This is a genomic window from Gilvimarinus gilvus, from assembly GCF_030518155.1.
In the GTDB taxonomy this organism is placed as follows: domain Bacteria; phylum Pseudomonadota; class Gammaproteobacteria; order Pseudomonadales; family Cellvibrionaceae; genus Gilvimarinus; species Gilvimarinus gilvus.
In genome coordinates, this window is the sequence record NZ_JAULRU010000703.1 from 1 (window position 1) to 667 (window position 667).

The 667-nt window shown below is 40.8% G+C and carries 1 protein-coding gene; it reads left to right on the forward strand.

Annotated elements, in window-relative coordinates:
• A partial coding sequence (locus QWI17_RS17415; RefSeq protein ID WP_302723797.1) for a nucleotide sugar dehydrogenase occupies nt 1-667 on the forward strand: 667 nt, incomplete at both ends.

Genomic DNA, 667 nt, shown 5'->3' on the forward strand with positions numbered 1-667 from the left:
ATCAAGTCCACTGTTCCTGTAGGCTTTACCAAAAGCCTTAGAGAAAAATTAGGCTATTCTAAAATTTTCTTTTCTCCTGAATTCCTCCGTGAAGGCAAGGCACTTCACGACAACCTCTACCCTTCTCGAATTGTAATCGGCTCGCACCTTGAAGAAGCGAAAGTTTTCGCTCAGTTATTATTGAATGGCGCTATCAAGAGCGACGTCAGCGTTCTGTATACTGATTCTACAGAGGCTGAAGCAATTAAGCTTTTTGCGAATACATTTTTAGCCATGCGTGTAGCTTATATAAATGAGCTTGATACTTACGCTGAGGTGCACAACCTTGATTCTCGCCAAATAATTGAAGGCGTTGGATTAGATCCTCGAATTGGCAATCATTATCACAACCCATCTTTTGGCTACGGTGGATATTGCCTTCCCAAGGACTCAAAGCAATTACTTGCCAATTATAAAGATGTTCCTAACAATCTAATAGCCGCAATTGTTGACGCCAACAGAACAAGGAAGGATTTTATTGCTGAAACCATAATCAACAAAGCACCTAAGACTGTTGGCATATATCGCCTGACAATGAAAAAAGGATCAGATAATTTCAGAACCGCATCTATCCAAGGCGTCATGAAGCGAATAAAAGCCAAAGGCATTAACGTGGTGGTATATGAAC